This is a genomic window from Clostridium sp. AM42-4, assembly GCF_003480105.1.
Taxonomy (GTDB): Bacteria; Bacillota; Clostridia; order Lachnospirales; family Lachnospiraceae; genus Brotaphodocola.
In genome coordinates, this window is sequence record NZ_QUIK01000062.1 from 1 (window position 1) to 239 (window position 239).

Genomic DNA, 239 nt, shown 5'->3' on the forward strand with positions numbered 1-239 from the left:
AAGAAGGGGTCTCCCATGCCCACATCGTTCACAAGGAACGCCGGTAGAAGAACGACCATCACCAGCAGAACGGCGTATTTCAGGTATGTCAGAGGCTTCAGCCTTTTTGTGGAAAGCTTCTTCGTGGGGATTTTGTGCAGCAGCTCCTGAAACCAGCCGAAGGGGCATAGAAAGCCGCAGATAAAGCGTCCCAGCAGGACTCCCAGCAAAATGAGAAAGCCTGTGATATAGTAGGAGAA

General features: G+C 51.5%; 1 protein-coding gene. It reads right to left on the minus strand.

Going from position 1 to position 239, the window contains the following annotated elements:
- On the minus strand, positions 1-239 hold a 239-nt coding region (locus DW922_RS18250; RefSeq protein WP_243032310.1), incomplete at both ends, for a 4Fe-4S binding protein.